Annotated in this window: 1 protein-coding gene; it reads left to right on the forward strand. The window is 30.4% G+C overall.

The genetic code is table 11. The features are described from left to right. A partial coding sequence (locus tag ACRHNM_RS16775; RefSeq protein ID WP_431137762.1) for a DUF5606 family protein occupies positions 1 to 273 on the forward strand: 273 nt, incomplete at both ends.

A 273-nucleotide genomic window follows, 5' to 3' on the forward strand; every position in this document is an offset into this window, starting at 1 on the left:
ATATTAGCTATTTCTGGTAAGCCAGGATTATACGAAATTGTAACACAAACAAGAACTGGTGCTGTTGTACAATCTTTAATTGATAAAAAGAGAATCACTGTAGGAGCACATAGTAACATTAGTATCTTAAGTGAAATTGCTATTTATACTTTAACAGAAGAAGTGCCTTTAAAAGATGTGCTTAAGAAGATTAAAGATAAAGAGAATGGTGAACAAACATCGATTAGCCATAAAGATGGAAAAGATACTTTAGAAGAATATTTCTTCGAAGTT

The sequence above is a fragment of the Psychroserpens mesophilus genome (genome assembly GCF_050617655.1).
GTDB lineage: Bacteria > Bacteroidota > Bacteroidia > Flavobacteriales > Flavobacteriaceae > Psychroserpens > Psychroserpens mesophilus_A.